Source organism: Cupriavidus malaysiensis (assembly GCF_001854325.1).
Taxonomy (GTDB): Bacteria; Pseudomonadota; Gammaproteobacteria; order Burkholderiales; family Burkholderiaceae; genus Cupriavidus; species Cupriavidus malaysiensis.
On record NZ_CP017754.1, the window covers coordinates 2808848 to 2827382 of the forward strand.

Here is an 18535-nt window from a genome sequence, read left to right on the forward strand (position 1 = left end):
CTTCATCTCCTCTCAACCCATCAGAACTTGTGACGTATGCCGGTTGCGATCCCCGTCTGGCTGTTCTTCCCTTCGCCAAGGAATGCACCATTCGCGAATCCGATTGCCGGCGAGTCGAGGTTCAGTCCAGAGTTCCGTGCATAGCCAACCGTGAAATAGACGTCGGTGCGCCTGGATAATGCGTAGTCGGCGATGAAACTCAACTGCCAGGGGTTGACCGGGTTGACGTCCGGCTGTGCGGCGTTGGTCTTCAACGTCCTGCGATCATCGTAGTAGTAGCCCAGCGTGAGCGTCAGCGCAGACGTGGCGCTGTAGTTGAAACCGGTCCACCAGAAATTGTCCCGCACCAAGGTGCCGCCTGCAGCGTCCTTGTTTTGTCCCCAGCGATAGCCGGCCATCCACTTGGTCCGGCCCAGCTCATAGCTTGCAGCCAGCGCCAGCTTCTTCGACGTGCCGGTACTGCCGGGCACGACCGCAGGGTTCCACTGGTCATAGGTGACGGCGAGGCCAAGGCCTGCCCCCAGGTACATCAGGCCGGCGCCATAAGCGGTATTGTCCTTGGCATGCCCGGGCACTTCCCCCGCGCCCTGCCCGGCAACGGGAGTCAGGCCGAACTTGCTCAGCCCCGCCCCGAAACTGTAGTGCGCCTTCATCGTGAGCGGCCCCGCGACTGCGGTGTACTTCACCGCATTGTCCAGGCCACCGCCGCTAGCCGTCCCGCCAAGCAAAGCTACCGTTGGCTCGAACAAGGGAGCGAACTTGGCCGGCATGAAGTTCCCCAGCGTTTCATACATGCTGGTGTTCTGCCGGCCGAGCGTGATCTGGCCGAGCCGGTCGCTTTGCAAGCCGACGAACGCCAATCTGCCGAATATGGTGCCCGCTCGCGATATCTGCCCCGAGTCGGCGGCGAAACCACTCTCGAGGACAAACAACGCCTTCATGCCCGCCCCCAGGTCTTCCACGCCGCGTATGCCCCAACGCGAGCCCGACATGCCGCCAGCCGCCTCCAGGGAGAATTTGTTGCCCCCCGCTTGCCGTGTCACCGCGCCGGTGACGGGATTGATGACCGGCGCGACCTGCGCCTGGTTGTTGACATACTCGAACGGCACATCGATGACGCCATAGATCGTCACGCCAGACTGTGCATGCGCCACGCCCGTGCCGCCCGCAGCGAGACTCAAGACGGCATGGCACGCAAGATGCTTTTTCCTCCCCACAGCTCTCCTCCTCCTTGTTTTTCTTTCGCGCTCGTCGTCCGAGGCGCGCCTCGGCGTTACGGATACGCTGGTCTGGATCCGGATGCGCAACAACGGCAGCAACGGACAAGGCCAGCTGCCAGCTGCCATTCGCGCGCGCACCAGCAACGCGCGCACCGATAAAATTATCCGATCGGATAATTTATCAACGTCGATCTGGCAGTGTCAAGCGCGGCACACGCCCCGCTCATCTCAGTAGAATCCCTGATCCCGCGAGGTGGTTGGATCGTGAAAATGCCGGCGTCGTCGCACCGTTCGCGTGGCCCTCGGGGGAAATGGAAGATGCACGTCGCCAGGCAAACCCAGCAGGTAAGGAGCGGACAAACTCGCGCCGGGATAATGGCTATCGCTCCAGCTTCCGTAGCGGCTCACCGCTGAGAAGACATAGGTGCGCGAGATCGGCGCAGTACGCGAAAACACAGTCGGCGCCCATTGCGAAGCGGCCCTGGCATTCAGCTTCCGATAGCCGGGCACCCCTCCTCCTGAGGCCGCCACTACGCGGGCACTTTTTTCGCCGGGCCCTGCCACCACGCAACAACCGGAAGGCAGTTCCTTGCCTTCCGGTCGATTGGTTCTATCGTCAAGGTGCATGCCGCTTCATTTCTGCAATCGAATCATGGCGGCAAGCCACTCGATCTTTCTCAGCACCGCGATATGCCGTAGGCGCCACGCTGGCGATGCCACGATCCGCGCCTGACGAGACCTGACGAGGATGCGATGGGACTGTGTAAGGTTGTGCCGCGAGGCACGACTAACGTGGCATGGGCGGCGGTTGCCGCTTGACGACTGCCATCGGAGGGAAACGTGAAGACTGCAGAGCGATTCGCGGCGATCAGGCCAGAGCCTCGCACAAGCCCGTCCACCACGATTCAGCCGGCGTGGCTGCGCATCACGCACTGGCTCAATGCCATCGCCGTGATCATCATGATGCTCAGCGGCTGGCGCATCTACAACGCTTCCCCGCTGTTTGCCTTCCATTTCCCCAACGGCATCACGCTCGGCGGGTGGCTGGCCGGCGCGCTGCAATGGCACTTCGCCGCCATGTGGCTGCTGGTGGCCAACGGCCTGTTTTACCTGGCCATGAATGTGCTCACCGGCCGCTTCCAGAGGCGCTTCCTGCCACTTTCCATTTCCGGCGCGCTGCAAGACATGGCCGCGGCGCTGCGCGGGAAGCTCTCGCACGCCAATCTCGCTGAATACAACGCCGCCCAGAAGCTGCTCTATCTCGGGGTGGTCGCCGTCATCGTGGTCACGGTGCTATCCGGTCTCGCCATCTGGAAATCAGTGCAGTTTCCGCTGCTGCGCATGCTGATGGGGGGCTATGACACGGCTCGCTGGATCCACTTCGCCGGCATGAGTGCGATCGCACTCTTCATCGTCGTCCATGTGGTGATGACGGTACTGGTGCCGCGCACGCTCATCATCATGCTGCGCGGCCGCTAGGCTGAGGCAGCTAAACAGGCTGAACAGGGGAATTGCCGTGAGCACACCCGAGAAAATCGTCCGAGTCGACCGCCAGCTGATCCTGCGCGATGCCACCCGGGAGTTGAGCATGCCGTCCCGCCGGCTGTTCGGCAAGCGCGCCATCACGCTCGGCGGATTGCTGCTGCTGACTGGATGCCGCATCACCGACGAGCCGTCAGTAGAGTCCTTCCTGATGGCGGTTTCACGCTTCAATGATCGGGCGCAAGCCTGGCTGTTCGATCCGCGGCGGCTGGCGCCGACCTATCCTGAGTCCATGCTGACGCGGCCGTTCCCCTTCAACGCCTACTACGGCATCGATGAAGTGCCGGAGGTGGACGCCGACGGCTTCCGGCTCGAGATCGGAGGCCTGGTCTCACGCAAGACGCCATGGACGCTCGACCAGTTGTATGCCTTGCCGCAGACGTCCCAGGTCACGCGGCATATCTGCGTCGAAGGGTGGAGCGCGATCGGCAAGTGGGGCGGCACGCGCTTCTCCGACTTCCTCCAGCGCATCGGAGCGGACGTGACGGCAAAGTATGTGGGTTTCCGCTGCGCCGACGACTACTACTCCAGCATCGACATGCCCACGGCATTGCATCCGCAAACGCTGCTGACGTTCACCTACGACGGCGAACGCCTGCCGCCAAAGTATGGATTCCCCATGAAGCTGCGCATGCCGACAAAACTCGGGTACAAGAACCCGAAGCACATCGTCGCCATCTTCGTGACCAACAAGTATCCGGGCGGCTACTGGGAGGACCAGGGCTACAACTGGTTCGGCGGTTCCTGAGCGATCACCCGTACCTGACCGGCGGGTTCGCCGGTTTCCTGCTTATCTGACCAAGGAGAACACCATGAAAAAGCGTCTGGCTTTGCTGATTTCCGCTGCAATGCTGCTGGCCGGCAATGCGCTGGCACAGGACACCATGAAGAAAGACGAGATGGGAAAGGATGCGATGGGACAAAGCGGCAGCATGGCGAAGGACACCATGGGCAAGGACGATATGTCGAAAGGCCATATGAGCAAAGGCCACGCCAAGAAGGCTCCGGCGAAGCGAGGCATGAGCAAGGATTCCATGGGGAAAGGCTCCATGGACAAGGACTCGATGGGCAAGGACTCGATGGACAAGGACTCCATGGGCAAGGGCGATACGAAGGAATAGCGGGCTGCATCAAGCGATCCGGCGCTGGTGAGAGTGCCCGGCTCCGGTCATTGCATGAATCGCAGCCGGTCGTGCCCCGCGGCAGCGTTCCGGCTTCACGCGGACCGACGCGGACATTGGCGGGCGCGTCCGGGCGCTCCCACGTCCCCTTTGTGAGAGCGAGCGCCTCCCGGGGCGCAGCATCCCCGGCCCGAGCCCGCCATCGTGCGGGCTTTCTCTCGCTGCTGCCCTTCCTTGGTCGCCCCGATTGCGATCCCGATGCGCGGCGCGATCACCCCGCCCCGACAGGAGCTTTGCCATGAAAATGCAGAAGATCACCCCCTTCCTCTGGTACGCGAAAGAGGCGGAGGAAGCCGCCAGGTTCTACGCTTCGATCTTTCCCGATTCACGTGTCGTGCGGGTCACGGCAATGCCCAGCGATTCGCCGAGCGGCCCGCCGGGTTCCGTCAAGATCGTCGAATTCGTGCTGTGCGGACAGCCGTTCACTGCCATGAGTGCCGGACCGCTCGATCCGTTCAACCATGCGATCTCCTTCGTGGTGCAGTGCGAAGACCAGGAGGAACTGGACCGCTACTGGAATGGGCTGCTCGACGGCGGCGCGCCCGAGCAATGCGGCTGGTTGAAAGACCGCTTCGGGCTCTCGTGGCAGATCGTTCCGGCGGCCCTCGGCGAGTGGATGTCGGATCCCGATCCGCTCAGGGCCCGGCGCACGGCGGATGCCATGATGAAGATGGTCAAGCTCGACATCGGGGCCCTGAAGGCGGCTCATGCGGGGGCCGCCGGCTGAGGCTGCTGCCGCTTTGGGGGGGAATGACGCCGGACCGGCCCCGGCATTCCGCGGCGAGGTCTCAGGGCCATCGCCGGGGGACGCCGCGGTGTGTCGCCCTCGCGTCAGCCGCCGCCATCACGCCGGACGGGAGCAGCGTGGACGTCCGCCTGGCAGCGCTTCAGCCATGCTCCACGGCAGGGCCGCAGGCCTTTTGATTTGCGATGCAGCGCACCCTGCGACTGGCGGATTGAAACCGCCACGCGCGGACTGAAATATCAATCGGCCGGCAACATCAACTAGGCGGCAAGGTGAACCTGCCGGCTCGTCAAGGCATTATTGACGGCAATCGGAAGCTCCTTGACCCCGATCGGTTTTTTCAAAAGGCAGATATGCTCGGGCAGCCCGCCATTCGATTCGATCACATCATCCGACAGTCCGGTGACGATGATTATCGCGATTTTCTCGTAGATTTCATTTGTCTTGAGCGTATGCAACAGGCGAAAGCCATCGACTCCCGGCATCACAAGATCCAGAATAAGAATATCAGGCTCACACCGGCCTATCGCGATCAGGCCTTCGATCCCGTTCCCCACTGATTCAATTTTCAGGTCCGGGAATCTCGTCCTGATTCCACTCGCATAGAGATCCCTCAAATAGGGATCGCTTTCGATGATCATGAGACGCCTGGAACGCAGCAAACTGCCATCCTGCACCCGCTGCTGCTGGAGAACCAGGGTATCGACGGCTTCCTTCGGAATCCGGCGGTGGCCGCCATCGGTCTTCCATGCCGGCAACTTGCCGGTCTCAACCCACATCTGCACCGTCCGACGAGAAACCCCGAGCCGTTCCGCGGCTTCTTGGGTTGAGTAGAATTCAAAATTCTTGCTCATATCATTATGATCAGATATTTTTATCTGAAGATTAATTCCCTCTTATCCCGCTAGGAACCTTGAAATCCGGGTCGGTCTGTCGAGCGTCGCCCCGCTCGCGCTTTGCCAGCGCACCGCCACCGTTCTAGGCCTCAACCACGCCGCTCCGGCTTCCTGGCGCGTGGCCTGCGCAGCATATCCGGCCTGCACGGACGGCATCAACCGGACGGGCACCGCAAACCGCAAAGACCAGTTCCCCAGGGTCGGCAAATAAGAGACAGGGATGCTTTCTCCCTCCGTGAAAGCATATCTTGATGCGTAGTCTATCAGCTATTCCTGCACTTTCCTTCACCCAAAGGGATTAAAAGTCCGCTTGAAAATCAAACCTTTGCAAACGCAAGGGACGGGGGGGTGCCATGTTTATCTGAACCATCGCAGCGCCATTCTTTTCCGTCGATCGCTTGCGCCTGTTGAAACCCCCATCTCCAGCATGCGCAAACGATCCTTTGCCATCCGTGCGTCATCCTCTTGGCCGCCGCGCGCGCCGTCGGGATTGACAACTCCCAGCGCTGGCACGGCCACGATCGATGGCGGCTCCGCTCGCCTCACCACTACATCCAGCGTGCCGCCGGGTGAACCCGTCCATGCGTCTTTCGCCACTGCCGCGCAGACTCGTCCAGTCCCTTGCTCCGATCCCGCTTCCCCGCGAGCAGGGGGATGTAAACGTGCAAAATACGAATTTCAAATTGATAAAATGAAAACCACTTCGAGAGCGACGAATCCATCCCGGGCCCATGGCCTCCCTTGGCCTGAAGCGCAGCCTGCCGCCAACGCCCTCGCCAATCCATCAACGATGTCCCCGAGATCATGCAAGGCCTAGTACCGCCGTTATCGCTATTGATCATTCACATTGCCTGGGCCATTCCCACCTCGTTTCTGCTGCGGCGAGCGGGATTTTCCGCCTTGAGCCAGTTGATCCTGCTCTTCCCGCTATTCGGGCCATTTATTGCCATCTGGTTTGCCGCTCTCTGTCACTGGCCGAGATTCAAGAGCCAGGTGCGCCGATTGGAATAGCCGGAATCGCCGGAATAGCCGGGATCTCTTCCCGGTCACGCGCGCAGCCGGCAGCCACTGCCGCTATTCAGCTGGCGCACGGAGTGCGCCAGCATCGGGGCAAGCCGATCTCAGGCCACAGCAACCGGGCACTTACGCGCGTCCCGATACGGATGCGCGCCCAATGCGGGAACGCCCTTGCGGCACACCGTACAAAAGCCGCACCCGCGCCGATCCGGCGCCGCAATCCAGCCAGTGCCACAGGGCAGCGCATTCTCCGCGACGCGCCTGCTCCGATAACCATTAACCATCCCTCTGCCAGAGAATCAAAGTCATTCATGAATATCGGCAAGATCGCTCTCACCTTCGCGGCCCTCGCCTTCTGCGGCCACGCTGCCGCCCAGTCGGACAACCCGGGAAATATCGAGGCCTTCACCGGCCCCTATATCGGCACCAAGGTCGGCGCCAACATCTCCAGCGTTTCCGGCGCGACCAACCGATCCTCGCATACGACCATCTTCCCCGGTTTCGTCGCCGGCTACGGCTTCGGCGTCGGCCCGGCCGTGATCGGCGCCGAGATCTTTGCCGACCTGCATTTCGGCTCGGCCACCAACAAGGACATCGGGATCGACGCGAAGCTCGGCTATCCGATCGGCAGCTTCATGCCCTATGGCCGGGTGGGGGTCACCGGGACCTCTCCGTCGTACCGCATCCACTATGGTGCCGGTGTGGAGTACATGGCCACCAGGAACATCAGCGTGTTCTCGGAATGGACCGGCGACACCGACCGGGCAGGGGGCAGCCGCTGGGTCAATAGCAGCTTCACCATTGGCGTCAACTACCGGCTCCGCTAAAGGAGCGAGGAGCGCGCCCGGCCACCCCCCGCTCGCGGCGCTTGCGCAGGCCCTGCGGAAGTCTCCGGCGCACGCGAAAGAGATCCGCTTCCGCTCCGCGCCAGTTTCCCCGGGGGGGCACCGCTCAGGCAGCAGCCCCTTCGTCAGGGGTAGCCAATAAGTGTATATAAGAAATCTTAAAAGGATAAAATTGAATCTCGTTTGCAGGGATGCCATGGGATTCCCCATTGACATTCCGCTCCTGCCCCACCCTTGCACCCCAAGTGCGAGGGTGGGATCTTTTTCCTCCCGCAACGCAAGCTGCGCTGGCCGCAGAAGCCCGCTCGTCGCGGACCAGCCGACAGCCGTTCGCACCGCGCCACGCACCGCCGCAGCGGACTCCGGCACGCACACCATCCGCCACGCTTGGACCGTCGTCCGGAGCGCGCTTCCCCTGCCGCCCGATATCGCGCGTGAGTTTCGTCCGCCAAGGATCCACCGACATGCCAAAACCTCCGCATGACCCGAGTCACTCCGCAAGGCACGAGGCCGCCCCCGGATCCGAAGGCCTTGCCGCTCCAGCGCCCCCATTGTGCGGCCAGGACATGCAGGCAGGCAGTCCGGATGGCGGCCCCGGCGGGCCCGCGACCGATGACCTCCACCTGCGTTTGTGCAGGCTCTCCAGCCGGCACCGCTCGGTGCTGTACCTGATGCTTCTGGGCCGATCCAACCGGCTCATTGCCGCCGAACTGAACCTGGCCGAATACACGGTCAAGGATCACGTCAAGGTCATCATGACCCGGCTCGGCATCCGCAGCAGGACGCGGATCATCCGCGAACTGAATTCCCCGGCCATGAGGAAATTCCTGGTGAGCTTGTCTCCCCCCATGCACCACGCCCACGGTGAAGGGGATGCGAAAGGCGCAGTGGCGCATCGCGCCATCACCCCGCGGCAGCTGGGCCTGACCGTCCGTCAGGGCAGCGTTCTCTCATTCCTGCTCGAAGGATTGCCCAACAAGGAGATCGCGGCGCGCCTGGGCCTGCGTGACAACACGGTCAAGGAGCATGTCTCGGAGATCTTCCGCCGTCTCGGTGTCGGCACCCGCTCTGAGCTGCTTTCCACGATGCCCGATATCGTGCTGGCCGCACACGACCGCCGCGAGATCCTTTCCGGCCTGTTGCCTGTGCACCGCTGACGGGATATCCCCTCCGGGGCCGATGCCCCGCGCGCCGCGTAGCGGGGGGGCCCGGCTCGCCGGCAGCGCCGTACATCGCCATGCTGGCTTCCTCTGGCGCCTACTCCATCGCCGGCAGCAGGATCGACATGCGGAATGCCCCGTTCTCCGCGCCTCTCAGCTGGACAATTCCTCCGCACCCGGCGATGGCATCACCGACCTCCCTGAGGCCCACGTCCAGCCTGTTCGCGTAGGCCCGCGATCCGGCCAGGTGTCTCAGCCGCTCCGGCACCAGATGCCAGGCGATGATGGCATTGGAGCGCGCGAAGACCTCGATCTCCAGCGAGCGCCGGCTGCCCGTGCCGGCGCACAGGTGCCCCGGCGTCGGCGGGGATTCGGCGTCGGAGATGTGCATCACGATTTCCGAGCATGGGAGCCAACGCCGGAGCAGCCAGGACAGATGGATCATGACCAGGCGGAATCGCTGCCCGTTGATGGCAATCGCCGCATCGCCGGACTCCAGGCTGGAGCGCAACCGGACCTCCATGGAGAGGAACCTGGCAATTTCTTCCGCAAGGCCTTGCATGAACGTTTGCGCGGGAACCTGTGCAAGCGTGAGGTAGTCGGCGCCCACCATATCCCGCCAGGTTTCCAGCGCACTCACGCACCATTGAATGGCATGACTCGTGCCATCGCGCGGATGAACCGCGCCGGCGCTCACGCAATGGGCAAGGCCGTCGACACTGGCGGCGATGATGGCCAGCTTGTCTTTCGCCTCCTGTGCCGTCAGGTCATACACCGCCCTCAACAGCTTGTTGATCTTCACCATGGCTTCTCCGCCGCAAGCCGGTTGGCTGGAACTGAATTCCTGCGGGCTTTTCATTGATCTTCTTGTTGACTCTGTTGCATCCATTGACACCCCTGATTCCCGTCCGACCACAGCTCGCATCCGTGCGCCAGCGGCGCATGCCGCCCCCCCCCCTTGCCTCGGCACATCGACCCGCTTGGCGCAGCGCCGGGCCCCGCCGTCGGCAACTCGCTTCGGCTCGCCGCGACACGCCACCAGCGATACCACGCATCCCTTGACCATGGAGATGCGCAAGTCCCTGCAGACATCGCGAGCGCCCAGGAACCGCGCAGCCGGCTGCATCGCGCGGCAGGGCCCGCGCCGAGCCGTCGAGCCATCTGAGCGACAGGCGGACTCACAGATGGCCGACGCCCGTCGCGGCACCGGACTGGACGAATCCGGCTGACGGGTAGTTTCATTTTTTCTCGATCCCGAATCAGGACACGAGCTGACGCACCCGCAAATCGATGCACGGGGCCTCAGATGGGGATCGCAATTCCTCTTCCGACCATGCCCTTCGCGCCAGAAATGCTCGACTTGCAGCGCAGTTCGGCCGAATACGCTCAAAGTTACTCCAAATGCGAGTCACTGTTGATAGTGAGTCGCATTCATCCCCCCGTTGGTCGGGTCCAAAAAGCATCAAAACGAAACACCAAAATGATACAAAGTAAACTCGTAGAAATGGCTAGCGGCGCGTGGCCGCGCGGCCCTCCCTGCCCGCAGTGCCGACGCCGTCACCGGCAAGGCGCTCACGGCAATCTGACATGCGTACCGACCCGGCTCACCAGCAGAAGCTTCCGCCAGGATCGCCATCGGTCCGCCAGCCGGCCTGCGCCATCGGGAGGAAAGCAATCAACACGGCCACTCAGCTGCGCGTATCGATCCACCATCGGCCAGTACGCCGGCGGGTTGGGCGCCATGGCAAGCGCGGCGCGCACTGGCCAGGTTCTTTCGAAGGCAAATGGAGTCAACAATTACATCGATGCAGGGTCACATCATGATGGGCACGACGCAAACCGGGGGACAGGATCTCGAGAAATACTTCGCCTCCTATGTGGGAATGGAGGGTGGCAATCCACGCAGCAAGATCTGGTTTTGCGACGTGGCCCCGCATCCTGCCATGCCCGGCCTGCAGCGGCCCCTCGAGCCGGCATTCGCTCCCCCGTCCTGGAATGACAGTTTCAGGAAAAGCCATGGCGCGCAGATGGGGAAATGGCTCGGGCATCAGCGCATCGCAAAGGTCATGACTGCCTGCGTCAGCGCGCTGCAGGGACGGCATGCCGGGCCGCGGGAATGGGAGGACTACTTCCGGGCTTCGCTGTATCGCCCGGAAGGGAACGAGTTCAAGATCAATCTGTATCCGTTGCCGCTGCGACCGCGCATGGATATCTCCTGGCGCGACGCCTATGGCCACGATCCCTTGCTGGTGCGCAAGGCGCAGTTCATCGACGTCTGCCATTTCGGCGGTCGCTTCGCCTTTCTCAAGGCCATCACCAGGAACTGGGCACCGCGCGTCGTCGTCTGCATCAACAAGACCTATTCGAGCCAGTACATCGATGCCTTCGGGCTGGCACCGCTCAGGCCAGCGGTCGAGGTGCTGCAGCCCGCCGACCTGACGGTCAAGCTGATCGTCTACCAGGATGCGCAGACACGCTGGGTACTGTGCCCGCCCCTGGCCGGGCCTGTCGGGATGTCATCGGATAGCCAGCTCAGCAGCTTCGGCGAACTGCTTGCGAACTGGTGCCGCGAGCCGGCGCCTGCCACTGTCATGTAAAACCGGAGCGACCATGTTGGCAATCGCTTGCTTTCTGCTCGGCCTGTTCCTTGCGTTCTCCTATCCCGTCTACAGGATCATGCGCCGGGCACATATGAGGATCTGGCTCTATTCCTTCCTGATCATTCCTTTCTTCGGCCCGATGCTCTGCCTCTTTGTCGTGGCATTCGGCAAATGGCCGACGCGTCGCAGACTGAACCGACTGTTCGACTGACGTCTTCGCGCGGGCGGGCGGCGGGCGGCCGCCGCCCGCCCCATGCCAATGAAGAACTCTCGACCCGATGCGCCTGCCCGCTCCTCGCCGCGCGACGCATGGCATCGGGAATGGCATCGCCTGTACGACGAACTGGCGCGGCAGCATGTGCTGCTGCGTGTCGCGCTGGATGCCGTCGGAGACGCCGTGATCACCACGGACAATGCAGAACGGGTCACGTGGCTGAATCCGGTCGCCGAACGCATCACCGGCTGGCGGCTGGCGGAAGCCGTCGGGCTGCGCCTGGCCGACGTCTTCCACATCGCGCCCGCCCCCAGCCTGGCAAGCGCTCAGGAGATGGCGTCGCCAAGCTGGCGCGAGCGCGCGCGCGGCGACCCTCCCCGCCAGAGCGTCCTGATAGCGCGCCATGGCGTGGAGCGCGGCGTCGAGCATTCCGAGGCTCCCGTTCGCAACCAGGCCGGCGAGGCGATCGGCAACGTCCTGGTATTCCGCGACGTGGCCGAACAACGCCGGCTGAGCGAAGAGATTGCCTACCGAGCCACGCACGACCCGCTGACCGGGCTGCTGAATCGCAGCGAGTTCGAGTCGACCGTCCAGCAACGGATCGACAGGGCATCCAGGGACCGCAGCGAGCATGCCCTGCTGTACATCGACCTGGATCAGTTCAAGCTGGTCAACGATGCCTGCGGCCATCGCGTCGGCGACCAATTGCTGCAGCAGGTAGGCCGCATCTTCCAGGCGCAGGCCCGGCCCGGCGACACGGTCGCCAGGCTGGGCGGCGACGAATTCGGCATCCTGCTGGAGAACTGCCCGCTGGCCCATGCGCGGGAAATGGCGGATCGCCTCTGCGCCAGCATGGACACTTTCCGCTTCCTGCACGAGGAACGGCGCTTTCGTATCGGCGCCAGCATAGGGCTGGTGCCGATCGATCGCGATTCGTACGACCTGGCCACCGTCCTGCAGGCCGCGGATGCCAGCTGCTATGCCGCCAAGGAAGCCGGGCGCAACCGGGTCCACGTCTGGCTCGATTCGGACAAAGCGCTGCACGCTCGCCGCGGCGACATGCAATGGGCGGCGCGGCTCGAACACGCACTGGACGACCGCCGGCTGGTGCTTTACGGACAGCGCATCGTCCCGATCGACGACGACCTGCAGGCCCATGCCAGGACAACGCAGATCGAAGTCCTGGTCAGGTTGATCGAACGCGACGGCGCCATCGTGCTGCCGGGCGCCTTCCTGCCGGCGGCCGAGCGCTTCCAGATCGCCTGCCGCATCGACCGCCGCGTGCTGCGGCTCGCCATCGAAGCACTCGCGACGTTCGCGCACGCAGCGCCGCGCAGCATTCTCCACGTGAACCTCTCCGGGCAGTCGATCGGCGACCGCGCCTTCCACCGCGAGGCCCTGGAACTGCTCGACAGTGCCGGCCCGCAGATCAGCCGGCGCCTCTGCTTCGAGATCACCGAGACCGCCGCCATTACCAACCTGGCCGATGCCACCGCCTTCATCGACCAGGTGCGGCAACGGGGATGCGGCGTCGCCCTCGACGATTTCGGCTCCGGCACCTCATCGCGTCACGGTATGCATCCGTCGCCCATGCAGCCCGGGCCACCACAGTTCTGGACCTGCATTCAGCAAGGCACCGACCTGAGGATTCTCTGCTCGCCCACCTGGGAAGAGGCCCAGGACAAGCACCGGCGCGTGCTGGAAAAGGCGCGGCGCGTGCTACCGTACCGGAAGATGCGTCCTGAGCCCTAGGCCCGCGCCTGGTCCGGCCGCCAGTGCGACCCACCGCCCAGCCGCACGCCCCAGTATATCAGCCACCGCCGCCAGGCCGGCACACCAGTGACGGACGAGGCCTCACGCAGCACGGCATCTGCCACGGCGCGCGACACCGTGTGCCTGGTGTACAGGAAGTCGTGCACCACGGCCGCTTCGTTGGACGTCCCGCCGGCCAGCAGGAAGACCACCGGCAGCCGCGGCACCGATGCCAGGTCGGTTTCGAACCCGGGCGGCACCACGAAGGTCTGCCCGGCCACGTCCGACTGGTAGACCAGTGGCTCGACCAGCCGCCACAGGCCATCGTCCTGGCCCGTGGCGTTCTCCATGACCAGCCTGGTCAGGAACTGGCTCACGACGTCGCCCCGCCGGCCACGGCCGGAGCACTGGCCGGCACCGGGGTCGAACTCTCCGCCGGCGCAGCGTACTGCGCGAGCGCGGCAGCCAGGGCCACCTGGAACGCCATCAGCCCGATCTGCACGCCGCTGCGCGCAGCCGGGTCGAGCGGCAGCAGGCCCACTACCTGGATGGCGGCCGGCACCGACGTGTTCACCAGCGATTGCACGCTCGAGGCGTCGACCGACGCGCCGGCGGCACACACGGCGCCATTGTCCTTCACCAGCTGCGCCAGGATGGCCTGCTTGGCCGGGTCGTCGACCGTCATGGCCTGGACCGACTGCAGGGTCGGCTGCACGACCGCGCAGGCCTTCACGACCTGAGCCTGGAAGGTGGTGGCGGCCTGGGGCACGCCGGAGCAGCCGGCCAGGGAGACGAGCGCGACGATACCTGCCGCGCACAGCAGCATCAGCTTCTTCATGTGACGTTCCTCTTACGGATGAATGCCGCGGACGCGGCGGGATGGGACTGCTCAGAAATTCCAGCTGGCGCCGACCATGAGGCGGCCGGCGCGGTCGAAGGTGGCAGTGATCTGGGTGGAGGGCGGGATCTCGACGAAGGCGCGGCAGCAGCTGACGTGCAGGCTCTGGTCGACCAGCGGCACGACTTGGACGTGCTCGACTACCGCGCAGCCGGGCAGCAGCAGGACGGCGAGCGCGGCGGCCCGGATCATGGCCGCGGGCGATGCTGGATCTTGTCGCGCCACTCGGCCGAGTCGGTCACCACGTCCACGTTGAAGCTGCGGAAGTTCCCGAGGTGGCCGAAGTGCAGGTGGCAGGAGACGCCGCCCTCCCCCGACTCGCAGAGCGTGATCAGGTTGCTCGGGTCGAGCTCCAGATCCGGATGCAGGTGGAACGGCCGGATGTGATGCACCTGCAGCTTCGTCTTTCCGCCGCACACCGCGCAGGCCGGCTGCGCCTTCAGGTGCTGCTCGCGCACCGCCGGCCAGTGGCCAGAGCGCGCGGCTGAGATGGGGTGCTTGCCCTTCGCGGCGTCGATGAGGTGTTGGACTATCGGCATAGGCCCTCCAGAAATGCAAAGCCCCGCGCGCGGCGGGGCCCTGGGGTGCAGGTGGTGCAGGTCCGGCGAAAACCTGCAGGTGGCGCAGGTCAGGCGCCGAGCGCCGCCTTGGCGCGCGCCCAGAATTCCTGCCGGTCGGCCCACCCATTCGGCAGACCGGTGTCCTTGTTCTTCCCATTGATGGCGATACTCAGGCCCAGGAAGTCGCCGGCATCCGCGAACCGGTTCAGGCTCTTCGTGTGCCAGTACCAGCCGGCCGAGGCCGCCGCAGCTTCCGGCTGCTCGAGTAACCCGGGCATGGCGATCAGATCCAGGTGCAGGTCGAACCCGCACAGCAGGTAGTTCTTGCGGCCGGTGATCTGGATCAGCCCGCGCCCCATGAACCGCTTCCCGTCGCCGGCCTGGGTATTCCCAAGATCCGCCCTGCCCTCGTACCGCAACTGCGCTGGCGCGGGCCCCAGACCTCGCGCGTGTACGCGAGCTGGCCGGACTCGTGCGCGACCTGGGCCAGGTATGCGGCCGCGCGCACCGGCGTGCCGATGTCGAACCGCGCCGCTGCGTCGGCCAACAGCAGACCGTAGATGTCGGCGCGCCGGCCGGCCGCCGGCATAACCGCGCGGATGATCGCGGGCGTGATCATGGCGTAAGCCCCTTCTTGGCATCAGCCATCAACTCGGCGATGTCCTTGCCCCGGCGCTTCTCGAACCACCGCACGACGGCGCCGATCACCCACCAGGCCGGCAGGCCGGCGATGACCAGGAACGGCGCACTCGCGTAGAGCATCCCGAACTCCGGCGCCATCCCCAGGGAGGCCCCCATTGCCCGGGCGGAATTGAACATATCGGGCATCCGAGCATGAGCGAATGCAACAACCGCCGGCCCGAAGACGATCGACGCCATGATCGAGGACGCGAGGCGGGCGAACCCTTCCCGCTTTGTCTTCGGCCACAGCACCATGAAGCCGAGCGCCGCAGCGATCGCACCGGCACCCAACTGAACGCCGAAGTACTTTGCGATCGCCGTGCCGGCGGCTCCCGCTGCGGCGCTGCCGCTAATTGGTTCGGACATTTGACCCCCGGAAATGAAAAAGCCCGCGCGAGGCGGGCATAAAAAAACCCGCGCGGGCGGGCTTTACTCTTTGCAACCTAATTAGGGCGCCTTACCGACTTGGCAGTAGCAACTCAGGATCCAATCAGTCCGTGACCTTTCAGCGCCTGCTGCAATGCAGCGACATTCTGCGCAAGTTGCTGAAGAGTGACAGTCTCAGTGTTGAATCCAGATTTTGATGTTGCCCCAGAATTTTGACCCCAGCCCGTATCGCGCGCCCCGAGGACTTGGCGATCCTGCACTAGAATCGCGCCACTTGAAGGGTCTATTTTGACTTTCTCAACCCCATTGAAACTTATCACAATAGCGCCAGCTGCATTCGCATAGACGTCCACTGCTACCTCAGCCCCCATCTTGTCCGTCGAGACAAAACGGATTCTATGGCTAGGAGAATTTCTCTGCCCCTCCTGCCCAAGACAAACTCCCACCTCTGGGCGATAGGAAAAGTCTGCACCACGACCTGGGTTTAGTGGATGCTTTGGTTTGCTGCCCACGTATAGCCCGAAAGACTTTGCCGCGGAGATCCATACGGCAGTCTCTGGCCTCATAGTCTGCCGCCTAGCTACCGTAAGGCCGGTTTTACTTGTGCCGGATAAAACAGCGCCGTGCAGCCATGTATTTTGTTGATGCGACGAGTCGCAAGTGAAGGCGACGGTACCATCCCCAGCGCTAACTCCGCTAATGACAGCCGAGAAGCCGATCCCATAGTTCTTGCCAGCCTCACCGTACCAACCGGCGCCGCGACCGGACAGCACAAGATCTGCCTCGACACCAGCCACAATTTGTGCCAATGGGCCAGTATATGCCGTTGCGGCTATAGCATTGATCGCCTCTACAGACGCCGACGATCCCTCGTCCATTGCGGAGGCATTCGCGACGAGCGCTACCTGATTGGTATTGTTGAAATTCTTGCCGGATGAATTAGTCGACGACGATTGCATCGTAAAGATGCCAGCCACAGTACTTCCGACATCCACCCCAGCTTTTGTGAAGGCGTCGTAACGAGTCAAGTATGCCGCATATCCTGCACCGCCCTGCAGGGTCCCATTGAACAGCTTTCCACCTACAACAGGATGGTTGGGCACCATATCTGTCGCGTAGGCAGACGGTAGCCCCTTGATCCATTCCTGACCAAGGGGCGTCAAATTTTCCCATTTCCCGCTCGCACGCGCTTTCCCGCCATATGTAACGGCGCCACCAGCGGCTGCCACAGCTCTGCGCGCACGCTGGATGGCATCGGAATCATCGGAAACGCCATCGACCTTTGCGCCAAGTTTTTTTGCGCTAACTATCTCGCCGCTACTTTCCTGCGCCGGGGCAGAGGTCTGTCCAGCCACCCTGCCAGAGATTAGTGCAGCGAACAAAGCGCTTGCGCTTGACGCTGCGCCGGCAATGAAACTTCGCCTACGATCACTCATGATTACCTATGGGCGACGATCGTTCTTCTGCGGAACACGAACCTCTTTCTTCTCCTCGTATTTGGGACATAGTACGCAACGAATCCCCTTTTTACGAAGAACCAATACCAGAACGTTATCTGCAGCCACGTCGAAAGAAGAGACATGTACATATCCTGGAAGAACTGCATAACCAGGGCAAACATAAACGCAGAATATATGTACACATATGCCCCGCTCTTCTTACGCATCTTAATATATAGATAGGCATGAAGAACAGAGGACACAACCGCAAACACCATAACCCCATAACCTGAAAAATCACGATAATATGGGTCCATCACGGTAAAGACGTTTGTTGGCTCTGGAATAGAAACAAAATCCCGAATTAATGGATGCACTTTTAGATCGAAGCCGACCTTATTCATTGCGGCAAAAATAAAACGAAATGTATAGTCGCCGAACGTGTGCTGCCTTAGTGTTTCGATAAGATAACTCATGGCCACGGCCGGGGAGAATATATATATTCTCAATTCTCTTAGCGCAGAAGTGAGGTTATCAGAACTACTAGCCTCAGCGCTAACCCCTTTCGCCGTCATCGTTGCAACAAGAGCGAATGCGCATGCAACAATAATGCTGAAAATTATGAAGCCTTTTAGCCTAATCTGCTTCGTCACAATGAGCGGGAACATGACCATGCAGGCCAGCATCAAAAAGAATGTTCTTCCAGTAGAAAGATAAGCGAAAGAACACGAGACACCAACCGAGACAGCAAAATGCAGAAATCCTATCTGACCGCTAAGAAACCTTGATGTATTTATAGCCGTCAAAACATATGAAATCGGCAAAAAATACGATAGCGCACCATAGCCTGTCATATCCTCGGTCATTGCGCGCCTTAGGGCAACGTAACCAGTTACCGAGAAAATATTACCATCCGCGAGAGAATTAGCCTGCTTGTAGACCAATGGAATAATCAATACACAAGCAATTTGCGCTAACATAAGCGGCTTCTTTCTGTACTCCATGACGTGCATGGTCCTAATTCCACGCATCCTCATAGAATCTGGAGTTACCCACATGCAAACAGCAACCGCAAAGTACACGATACAGTATGCAAGCACCATCAAATCATACTCAACGGACGTCGGGTAGAAGAACGATCCGAGCGTCAGAAGACCAGTACATATAACCAACCAAATAGGGAAGAAAACCTGAAATGGGTTTCCCGGCCCCATCTTTGGAGAGAAGCTAATAGCAATTCCAGCTATATTTATCAGCACGCATAAAAATAGCAATTCACCCTCGCATAGACGTCTGTTGCTGCGCGACTTGACAAATTGCCAAATCTGACACATACACCAAATTCGGCATTCTATCACGAGGATGAATCGCCCCCCTTCCCCAACAAGGCGGGGTGCC

The 18535-nt window shown here is 62.1% G+C and carries 21 protein-coding genes; 9 read left to right on the top strand and 12 right to left on the bottom strand.

Features of this window, described 5'->3' with window-relative positions:
* Positions 1–20: 20 nt before the first annotated feature.
* Positions 21–1373 (bottom strand): porin, encoded by a 1353-nt coding sequence (locus BKK80_RS12375; protein WP_236903670.1) that lies wholly within the window; start codon positions 1371–1373, stop codon positions 21–23.
* Between the two features lie 687 nt (positions 1374–2060).
* Between BKK80_RS12375 and BKK80_RS12380 the strand changes: the two genes are divergently transcribed.
* The 4 genes from BKK80_RS12380 (at position 2061) to BKK80_RS12395 (ending at position 4670) form a co-directional block, all read left to right on the top strand.
* Positions 2061–2699 carry a cytochrome b/b6 domain-containing protein gene (locus BKK80_RS12380; protein WP_071036678.1) on the top strand — a complete coding sequence of 213 codons (639 nt, stop codon included), beginning with the start codon at positions 2061–2063 and terminating at the stop codon, positions 2697–2699.
* 37 nt (positions 2700–2736) lie between these two features.
* Positions 2737–3510 carry a molybdopterin-dependent oxidoreductase gene (locus tag BKK80_RS12385; RefSeq protein WP_071069636.1) on the top strand — a complete coding sequence of 258 codons (774 nt, stop codon included), beginning with the start codon at positions 2737–2739 and terminating at the stop codon, positions 3508–3510.
* 64 nt (positions 3511–3574) lie between these two features.
* Complete coding sequence (locus BKK80_RS12390) at positions 3575–3883, top strand: pentapeptide MXKDX repeat protein (protein WP_071013146.1); 309 nt, start codon at positions 3575–3577, stop codon at positions 3881–3883.
* A 298-nt stretch (positions 3884–4181) separates the two neighbouring features.
* Entirely contained in the window at positions 4182–4670 is a 489-nt protein-coding gene (locus tag BKK80_RS12395) for a VOC family protein (protein ID WP_071013149.1), read from the top strand.
* Positions 4671–4948: 278 nt separating this feature from the next.
* On the opposite strand, the gene BKK80_RS12400 is transcribed toward BKK80_RS12395, so the two are convergent.
* Positions 4949–5542, bottom strand: a complete 594-nt coding sequence (locus tag BKK80_RS12400; RefSeq protein WP_071013152.1) for an excisionase family DNA-binding protein — start codon at positions 5540–5542, stop codon at positions 4949–4951.
* A gap of 1370 nt (positions 5543–6912) precedes the next feature.
* On the opposite strand from BKK80_RS12400, the gene BKK80_RS12405 reads away from it, so the two are divergent.
* Complete coding sequence (locus tag BKK80_RS12405; RefSeq protein WP_071069638.1) at positions 6913–7428, top strand: outer membrane protein; 516 nt, start codon at positions 6913–6915, stop codon at positions 7426–7428.
* Between the two features lie 584 nt (positions 7429–8012).
* Positions 8013–8603, top strand: coding sequence for a helix-turn-helix domain-containing protein (locus BKK80_RS37025; protein WP_232346237.1), 591 nt, complete (start codon positions 8013–8015; stop codon positions 8601–8603).
* Positions 8604–8703: 100 nt separating this feature from the next.
* Here BKK80_RS37025 and BKK80_RS12415 read toward each other — a convergent pair whose 3' ends face one another.
* Positions 8704–9411 carry a hypothetical protein gene (locus BKK80_RS12415; protein ID WP_071069642.1) on the bottom strand — a complete coding sequence of 236 codons (708 nt, stop codon included), beginning with the start codon at positions 9409–9411 and terminating at the stop codon, positions 8704–8706.
* Positions 9412–10426: 1015 nt separating this feature from the next.
* Between BKK80_RS12415 and BKK80_RS12420 the strand changes: the two genes are divergently transcribed.
* From BKK80_RS12420 to BKK80_RS12430, 3 genes are read left to right on the top strand one after another with little or no spacing between them, the layout of a single operon-like run.
* Positions 10427–11203, top strand: coding sequence for a transcriptional regulator (locus tag BKK80_RS12420; protein ID WP_156811264.1), 777 nt, complete (start codon positions 10427–10429; stop codon positions 11201–11203).
* Between the two features lie 13 nt (positions 11204–11216).
* Entirely contained in the window at positions 11217–11417 is a 201-nt protein-coding gene (locus BKK80_RS12425; RefSeq protein ID WP_071013168.1) for a hypothetical protein, read from the top strand.
* A gap of 48 nt (positions 11418–11465) precedes the next feature.
* Complete coding sequence (locus BKK80_RS12430; protein ID WP_071069644.1) at positions 11466–13172, top strand: diguanylate cyclase domain-containing protein; 1707 nt, start codon at positions 11466–11468, stop codon at positions 13170–13172.
* Here BKK80_RS12430 and BKK80_RS12435 read toward each other — a convergent pair.
* The 9 genes from BKK80_RS12435 to BKK80_RS35575 form a co-directional block, all read right to left on the bottom strand.
* Positions 13169–13549 carry a DUF1353 domain-containing protein gene (locus tag BKK80_RS12435; protein WP_205683695.1) on the bottom strand — a complete coding sequence of 127 codons (381 nt, stop codon included), beginning with the start codon at positions 13547–13549 and terminating at the stop codon, positions 13169–13171. The two genes, BKK80_RS12430 and BKK80_RS12435, sit on opposite strands and share 4 nt — an antisense overlap.
* Positions 13546–14010 carry a hypothetical protein gene (locus BKK80_RS12440; RefSeq protein WP_071069646.1) on the bottom strand — a complete coding sequence of 155 codons (465 nt, stop codon included), beginning with the start codon at positions 14008–14010 and terminating at the stop codon, positions 13546–13548. Before BKK80_RS12440 ends, BKK80_RS12435 begins: the two co-directional genes overlap by 4 nt.
* Before the next feature lie 51 nt (positions 14011–14061).
* Entirely contained in the window at positions 14062–14262 is a 201-nt protein-coding gene (locus BKK80_RS12445) for a hypothetical protein (RefSeq protein WP_071069649.1), read from the bottom strand.
* The gene (locus BKK80_RS12450) at positions 14259–14609 is read right to left on the bottom strand and encodes an HNH endonuclease (protein WP_071069651.1); all 351 of its coding nucleotides are present in this window, start codon (positions 14607–14609) and stop codon (positions 14259–14261) included. Before BKK80_RS12450 ends, BKK80_RS12445 begins: the two co-directional genes overlap by 4 nt.
* An 89-nt stretch (positions 14610–14698) precedes the next feature.
* Positions 14699–14989, bottom strand: a complete 291-nt coding sequence (locus BKK80_RS37400) for a hypothetical protein (protein ID WP_236903671.1) — start codon at positions 14987–14989, stop codon at positions 14699–14701.
* On the bottom strand, positions 14974–15249 hold the full coding sequence (locus BKK80_RS37405; protein WP_236903672.1) for a hypothetical protein: 276 nt from the start codon (positions 15247–15249) through the stop codon (positions 14974–14976). Before BKK80_RS37405 ends, BKK80_RS37400 begins: the two co-directional genes overlap by 16 nt.
* A complete protein-coding gene (locus BKK80_RS12460) occupies positions 15246–15677 on the bottom strand; it encodes a hypothetical protein (RefSeq protein ID WP_071069653.1) in 432 nt (143 codons plus the stop codon). Before BKK80_RS12460 ends, BKK80_RS37405 begins: the two co-directional genes overlap by 4 nt.
* Positions 15678–15790: 113 nt before the next feature.
* Positions 15791–17134, bottom strand: a complete 1344-nt coding sequence (locus BKK80_RS36425; RefSeq protein ID WP_157903212.1) for a hypothetical protein — start codon at positions 17132–17134, stop codon at positions 15791–15793.
* Between the two features lie 2 nt (positions 17135–17136).
* A complete protein-coding gene (locus BKK80_RS35575) occupies positions 17137–18471 on the bottom strand; it encodes an O-antigen polymerase (RefSeq protein ID WP_084545574.1) in 1335 nt (444 codons plus the stop codon).
* Between the last annotated feature and the right edge of the window lie 64 nt (positions 18472–18535).